Here is a 6925-nt window from a genome sequence, read left to right on the forward strand (position 1 = left end):
TTTTGTTACAAGTTCATATCTTTCAGTCCGGGGCTGTGCTCATTCGGAAGTTCAGGAAGTTCCGGCACGGGGAAACCTTTAGGAGGCTCGGACACACTTAATTCGCCGCCGTTTCGGCTCGGCGTCGTTCCCTGCAGAATTTCTCCGATCCGTGTCGGATCCAGTCTGAAATTAAATTGGGTATTATGATAACCCATCTCAACGAATTTCCGGCATTCCGGGTATTTTTCAATATCATAATTCGGCACGGGAAATAATTTGCCCCATTCGACACCCAGTGTTTCCAACGCTTTTGTAAATGCATTTTGATGGGCGTTGTCACGGACGATCAGAAATCCGAGTGTTTCTCTGAACGTCTGATTTGAACTCATTTCATAAATGCGTGTCTTTTGCAGCACGCCGGTTGATTCCAGCACGACATTGTCCAATAAATCGGAAATCAGATTCCCGTGGTTGTATACCCAAGACCCGTTCCATGGATTGCCGCCGGCGTCTACAGGAAGAGAACTTTGCGCTCCGATGATAAAATGGTGCGGATTGGCGTGTTTAACTGCTTCGTCAAGCGGCGCCTGATCTGCTGCCTGATTTCCGGGGCCCTCAGCGCCGCTTTCGTCGAGCAGCGCATTAATCGTATGCTGGACAAGCTCAACGTGTGCGATCTCTTCTAAAAATACACCGCGAAGCAGGTCACGGAACTGTTTTTCTTTTCCTCTGAAATTAGAGCTTTGGAAAAAGTATTGCATCATCGTCCGCATTTCTCCGTAGTGCCCGCCTAAAATTTCCTGAAGCACCTTGGCCGCGGCCGGGTCCGGCTTGTCCGGTTTAATGATATTGATCAGCTCTTCTTTGTAATAATACATAAACAGCGCCCCCTGAAAGAAGTTTTCGGTTCTTCTGTTAGTGTCTTTGCAAAGTCAGTTTTTATGTATCGGCATCAAAAAAAGGACGGAAAGCGTGTCCGTCCTTCTGTGTTAAGCCTCAACCGCCCCGCGAAGTTTCGTGTTGACAAGCCCGTTCCATCCTTGATCCATCGTACTGTGAATCTCGGAGCTTTTCCGATTGACTTTATTGATGACGGCTTCCGGCTCTTTCCATCCGCCGTGAATGAGAGTGAATTCCGTATCTCCGCTTTCCGTTTCCTTTAAGACAAAAGAAACGATCCAGCCTTCCGTATCCCACGAAAAAGAAAGGCGGTACGGCGCTTCAATATCCAGCAGCTTGCACGGAGACGGACCGAACGGAGATTCCAGCTGAAACTCACTGTCTTCTTGAGGTGTGAAATCATTCGGCATAAACCAGAGAGACAGGCCGTCCGCAGTGGAGACCGTATCCCAGACAACTTGTATCGGCGCCTTGAAAACGGCGGTATGAATAATGTCCGGTAATGGCTGATTGCTGCTGTTGTTGTTTTTGTTATCATTGTTTTGTTTATCAGACATGCTGCGTAACCACTCTTTCGTTGTTTTTACTTTTGATCATACTACACGGGGCAGGACATTTGAAAACAAATCAAACTTATTTTATGCTTTTCCAAAGCCATTCAATTCATTTTAAGGAGACGTAGTGATGACAGATCAATTTAAAGCGTTAGTAGTCGATCAACGTGAAGACCGGTTTTCAGTCAGCGTACGGGAGCTGGCGGTTCAGGACCTTCCCGAGGGTGAAGTGCTGATTAAGGTTTGCTACTCAGGGGTGAATTATAAAGACAGCTTGGCTGCCATTCCTGACGGCAAGATCGTAACGTCGTATCCTTTCGTGCCGGGAATTGATTTAGCGGGAATTGTCGTTTCCTCAGATGACGCCCGTTTCAAAGAGGGGGATAAAGTCATTGCGACAAGCTACGGCATAGGTGTTTCCCGTTTTGGCGGTTATAGCGGGATGGCCCGCATTCCGGCAGATTGGATCGTGCCGCTGCCTGAAGGTCTGACACTTAAAGAAGCCATGACGATCGGAACCGCCGGCTTCACTGCCGCATTGTCCGTCCAGCGTCTTGAAGAAAACCATGCCGCTCCTGAAAAAGGGAAGGTGCTGGTGACAGGAGCGACAGGCGGCGTCGGAAGCTTTGCTGTCTCCATTCTTTCAACCTTAGGTTACGAGGTCGAGGCCAGTACGGGAAAAGAAGACGAAAGCGGCTATTTGAAGAGCCTCGGAGCAAAGACGGTCATTCACCGTGACGAAGTGTATAACGGCACGTTAAAACCAATGCAAAAACAAAAATGGGCAGCGGCCGTCGATCCGGTCGGAGGTGAGCCGCTTGCTTCAGTTCTCAGCCAGATTCAGTACGGCGGATCAGTTGCTGTGAGCGGACTGACAGCGGGAACGAAACTCCCGGCTACAGTCTTTCCGTTTATATTGCGCGGCGTCAGTCTCTTGGGAATCGATTCCGTATTCTGTCCGATGGAGACAAGAAAGAAAACATGGCAGCGTTTAGCTGATGACTTCAAGCCTGCAGATCTGGAGGCCTTTATTCAAAAGGAAATTACACTTGAAGAGCTGCCGGATACGCTTCCTGCTCTTTTAAAAGGAGAAGCGAGAGGAAGAACGATCGTTACAATAAACGAAGAATAAATCAAAAACCCCCAACTGCTGATTGGGGGTTTTCAATATATAATCAATTTTTTATCTAAAAGAGATTAACTATTGATCATATAGTGAAAATAAGTTGATTAAAAACATAAATTGATTACATATAGGTAATATAAAGGTAAGTTATAAAATTTTCTGAAATATTTATTGACTGAAAGCGCTTTTAAAATTATGATAATAACATAAATGACAATAATATCATTATAACTTCACTACAAAGTAACTATAAAATAACAATTTGACGAGAGGGGAGAGTGGATAATCACTATAAATGATAACGCTTTCAGGTTATTTTCTTCTTATATAACTGTTTTGTACGGTCAGATTGTATGCAGACGTTATGGGTGCAAATATTGATAACTGAATATTCCGATATTATCTCTATGTAAAAACTAGGAGGGTTTGAAGATGAATAAAAATAGCAGCCAGCATTCATTTTTGAGAACCATCATTTTAGTATCGACGTTCGGGGGTCTACTTTTCGGCTACGATACAGGTGTAATTAATGGGGCGCTGCCGTTTATGGCGGAAGCTGACCAGCTTAATCTTACCGCTTTGACTGAAGGGATGGTGGCGAGCTCCCTGCTCTTGGGGGCTGCGATCGGAGCAGTTTTCGGAGGGAGATTGTCGGACTATAACGGCAGACGTAAAAATATCCTTATCCTTGCCGTTTTGTTCTTTGCAGCGACGCTTGGATGTACACTGGCGCCTAACGTATCTGTTATGGTCATCTCCCGTTTTCTGCTGGGGCTTGCCGTCGGGGGAGCATCCGTAACCGTTCCGGCGTATTTGGCTGAAATGTCGCCGGCGGAAAGCCGAGGGAGAATGGTTACCCAAAATGAATTGATGATTGTAACAGGCCAGCTGCTTGCCTTCACGTGTAATGCTATCATCGGCAATGTGCTTGGTGATACCTCTCACGCCTGGCGCTATATGCTCGTTATCGCAGCCCTTCCGGCGGTATTCTTGTTTTTCGGTATGCTGAAAGTTCCTGAAAGTCCGCGCTGGCTGGTTTCTAAAGGAAGAAAAGAAGATGCTCTGCACGTTCTCCGGCGAATAAGGAATGAAGAGAAAGCGAAGTCTGAGCTCGCTGAGATTGAATCTGCCTTTCATAAGGAAGCTGAGATGGAGCAGGCCGCCTTTAAGGATCTTGCCGTTCCGTGGGTGCGCCGCATTGTGTTTATCGGGATCGGAATTGCGGTAGTGCAGCAGCTCACCGGCGTGAATTCAATTATGTATTATGGAACTCAAATTTTAAAAGATGCCGGTTTCGAGACAAAAGCCGCATTAATCGGCAATATCGCTAACGGTGTGATTTCGGTGCTCGCGACTTTTGTAGGAATATGGCTTCTCGGCAAAGTCGGCCGCCGCCCGATGCTGATGACGGGGCTGATCGGAACGACTGCGGTGCTGCTTTTGATCGGAGTTCTGTCTGTCGTGCTGAAAGGATCGCCTGCTCTTCCTTATGTGGTTCTTTCATTAACAGTCACTTTCCTTGCGTTTCAGCAGGGGGCTGTCTCTCCGGTGACCTGGCTGATGCTGTCTGAGATATTCCCGCTTCGATTGCGGGGACTTGGTATGGGGGTCACTGTCTTCTGCCTCTGGATCGTGAACTTCCTTGTTGGTTTCACTTTTCCGGTCCTGCTCGCAAACATCGGATTGTCTGCAACCTTCTTCATTTTTGTCCTGTTAGGGATAGCGTCCGTTATATTTGTGAAAAGGTTCCTTCCGGAAACGAAAGGTCTGTCGCTCGAACAGCTTGAACAAAACTTCCGTACTTATGAAAAAACAGATCGTAATAGCGCAGAAGCCAAGGTGAGCGGGTAATCTGGATAGACGCGGGGTTCCTAGGAATCCTGCTTTTTTATTTATTATATAGAAGGGAATAATAAGTGAGAAAAAAGTTTCGTAAAAGTGTTGACCTAATTTGAAGTGCATGGTATATTATTAAACGTCGCTGATGAACAAAGCGAAAACGACAAATGAGAAAATGATCTTTTAAAAAAAGACTTTACAAATTCTCAAAAGCGTGTATAATAAATGAGGTCGAGAAAAAGACTTCGAAAAGAAATAAAAAAACACTTGACATCATAACTGATTGGTAGTATGATAGTTAAGTCGCCTGATAAGCGCCCGTAGCTCAATTGGATAGAGCGTTTGACTACGGATCAAAAGGTTAGGGGTTCGACTCCTCTCGGGCGCGCCAATTCAAACGCGGGTGTAGTTTAGTGGTAAAACCTCAGCCTTCCAAGCTGATGTCGTGAGTTCGATTCTCATCACCCGCTCCATTATAATGATCTTTGAAAACTAAACAAGACAAAACGTACCTGTTAATTCAAAGTTTTAAATAAATCGCACAGCGATGTGCGTAGTCAGTCAAACTACTTTATCGGAGAGTTTGATCCTGGCTCAGGACGAACGCTGGCGGCGTGCCTAATACATGCAAGTCGAGCGGACAGATGGGAGCTTGCTCCCTGATGTTAGCGGCGGACGGGTGAGTAACACGTGGGTAACCTGCCTGTAAGACTGGGATAACTCCGGGAAACCGGGGCTAATACCGGATGGTTGTTTGAACCGCATGGTTCAGACATAAAAGGTGGCTTCGGCTACCACTTACAGATGGACCCGCGGCGCATTAGCTAGTTGGTGAGGTAACGGCTCACCAAGGCAACGATGCGTAGCCGACCTGAGAGGGTGATCGGCCACACTGGGACTGAGACACGGCCCAGACTCCTACGGGAGGCAGCAGTAGGGAATCTTCCGCAATGGACGAAAGTCTGACGGAGCAACGCCGCGTGAGTGATGAAGGTTTTCGGATCGTAAAGCTCTGTTGTTAGGGAAGAACAAGTGCCGTTCAAATAGGGCGGCACCTTGACGGTACCTAACCAGAAAGCCACGGCTAACTACGTGCCAGCAGCCGCGGTAATACGTAGGTGGCAAGCGTTGTCCGGAATTATTGGGCGTAAAGGGCTCGCAGGCGGTTTCTTAAGTCTGATGTGAAAGCCCCCGGCTCAACCGGGGAGGGTCATTGGAAACTGGGGAACTTGAGTGCAGAAGAGGAGAGTGGAATTCCACGTGTAGCGGTGAAATGCGTAGAGATGTGGAGGAACACCAGTGGCGAAGGCGACTCTCTGGTCTGTAACTGACGCTGAGGAGCGAAAGCGTGGGGAGCGAACAGGATTAGATACCCTGGTAGTCCACGCCGTAAACGATGAGTGCTAAGTGTTAGGGGGTTTCCGCCCCTTAGTGCTGCAGCTAACGCATTAAGCACTCCGCCTGGGGAGTACGGTCGCAAGACTGAAACTCAAAGGAATTGACGGGGGCCCGCACAAGCGGTGGAGCATGTGGTTTAATTCGAAGCAACGCGAAGAACCTTACCAGGTCTTGACATCCTCTGACAATCCTAGAGATAGGACGTCCCCTTCGGGGGCAGAGTGACAGGTGGTGCATGGTTGTCGTCAGCTCGTGTCGTGAGATGTTGGGTTAAGTCCCGCAACGAGCGCAACCCTTGATCTTAGTTGCCAGCATTCAGTTGGGCACTCTAAGGTGACTGCCGGTGACAAACCGGAGGAAGGTGGGGATGACGTCAAATCATCATGCCCCTTATGACCTGGGCTACACACGTGCTACAATGGACAGAACAAAGGGCAGCGAAACCGCGAGGTTAAGCCAATCCCACAAATCTGTTCTCAGTTCGGATCGCAGTCTGCAACTCGACTGCGTGAAGCTGGAATCGCTAGTAATCGCGGATCAGCATGCCGCGGTGAATACGTTCCCGGGCCTTGTACACACCGCCCGTCACACCACGAGAGTTTGTAACACCCGAAGTCGGTGAGGTAACCTTTTAGGAGCCAGCCGCCGAAGGTGGGACAGATGATTGGGGTGAAGTCGTAACAAGGTAGCCGTATCGGAAGGTGCGGCTGGATCACCTCCTTTCTAAGGATTTTAACGGAATATAAGACCTTGGGTCTTATAAACAGAACGTTCCCTGTCTTGTTTAGTTTTGAAGGATCATTCGATTCTTCGAGATGTTGTTCTTTGAAAACTAGATAACAGAAGTAATTCACATTCAATTAGTAATGCAAGATATCACGTAGTGATTCTTTTTAACGGTTAAGTTAGAAAGGGCGCACGGTGGATGCCTTGGCACTAGGAGCCGATGAAGGACGGGACGAACACCGATATGCTTCGGGGAGCTGTAAGCAAGCTTTGATCCGGAGATTTCCGAATGGGGAAACCCACCACTCGTAATGGAGTGGTATCCATATCTGAATACATAGGATATGAGAAGGCAGACCCGGGGAACTGAAACATCTAAGTACCCGGAGGAAGAGAAAGC

General features: G+C 47.8%; 4 protein-coding genes, 2 tRNA genes and 2 rRNA genes (1 of these 8 cut by a window edge). 6 read left to right on the plus strand and 2 right to left on the minus strand.

From position 1 onward, the window contains the following. Positions 1–5: 5 nt before the first annotated feature. Positions 6–860, minus strand: coding sequence for a manganese catalase family protein (locus tag ACKTRM_RS03150; RefSeq protein WP_007409292.1), 855 nt, complete (start codon positions 858–860; stop codon positions 6–8). A 111-nt stretch (positions 861–971) separates the two neighbouring features. Continuing rightward, on the minus strand, positions 972–1439 hold the full coding sequence (locus ACKTRM_RS03155; RefSeq protein ID WP_012116962.1) for an SRPBCC family protein: 468 nt from the start codon (positions 1437–1439) through the stop codon (positions 972–974). A gap of 127 nt (positions 1440–1566) precedes the next feature. On the opposite strand from ACKTRM_RS03155, the gene ACKTRM_RS03160 reads away from it, so the two are divergent. The 6 genes from ACKTRM_RS03160 to ACKTRM_RS03185 form a co-directional block, all read left to right on the plus strand. Continuing rightward, the gene (locus ACKTRM_RS03160; RefSeq protein WP_007409291.1) at positions 1567–2568 is read left to right on the plus strand and encodes an NADPH:quinone oxidoreductase family protein; all 1002 of its coding nucleotides are present in this window, start codon (positions 1567–1569) and stop codon (positions 2566–2568) included. A gap of 426 nt (positions 2569–2994) precedes the next feature. Further along, the gene (locus ACKTRM_RS03165) at positions 2995–4413 is read left to right on the plus strand and encodes a sugar porter family MFS transporter (protein WP_012116963.1); all 1419 of its coding nucleotides are present in this window, start codon (positions 2995–2997) and stop codon (positions 4411–4413) included. Positions 4414–4715: 302 nt separating this feature from the next. Then, positions 4716–4792, plus strand: a tRNA-Arg gene (locus ACKTRM_RS03170). Between the two features lie 8 nt (positions 4793–4800). Then, positions 4801–4874 (plus strand) — tRNA-Gly (locus ACKTRM_RS03175). A gap of 98 nt (positions 4875–4972) precedes the next feature. Further along, a 16S ribosomal RNA gene (locus ACKTRM_RS03180) occupies positions 4973–6522 on the plus strand. Positions 6523–6697: 175 nt separating this feature from the next. Continuing rightward, positions 6698–6925 (plus strand): 23S ribosomal RNA (locus tag ACKTRM_RS03185); it runs 2702 nt beyond the window's last position. Together the 16S and 23S rRNA genes with 2 tRNA genes alongside form the textbook arrangement of a ribosomal RNA operon.

It is taken from the genome of Bacillus sp. D7-8 (assembly GCF_052055895.1).
Taxonomy (GTDB): Bacteria; Bacillota; Bacilli; order Bacillales; family Bacillaceae; genus Bacillus; species Bacillus velezensis.

Excerpts from the sequence above, each read along its gene's own strand:
- ACKTRM_RS03150 (WP_007409292.1), bottom strand. The coding sequence starts at position 860 with ATGTATTATTACAAAGAAGAGCTGATCAATATCATTAAACCGGACAAG.
- ACKTRM_RS03165 (WP_012116963.1), top strand. The coding sequence starts at position 2,995 with ATGAATAAAAATAGCAGCCAGCATTCATTTTTGAGAACCATCATTTTA.
- ACKTRM_RS03160 (WP_007409291.1), top strand. The coding sequence starts at position 1,567 with ATGACAGATCAATTTAAAGCGTTAGTAGTCGATCAACGTGAAGACCGG.
- ACKTRM_RS03155 (WP_012116962.1), bottom strand. The coding sequence starts at position 1,439 with ATGTCTGATAAACAAAACAATGATAACAAAAACAACAACAGCAGCAAT.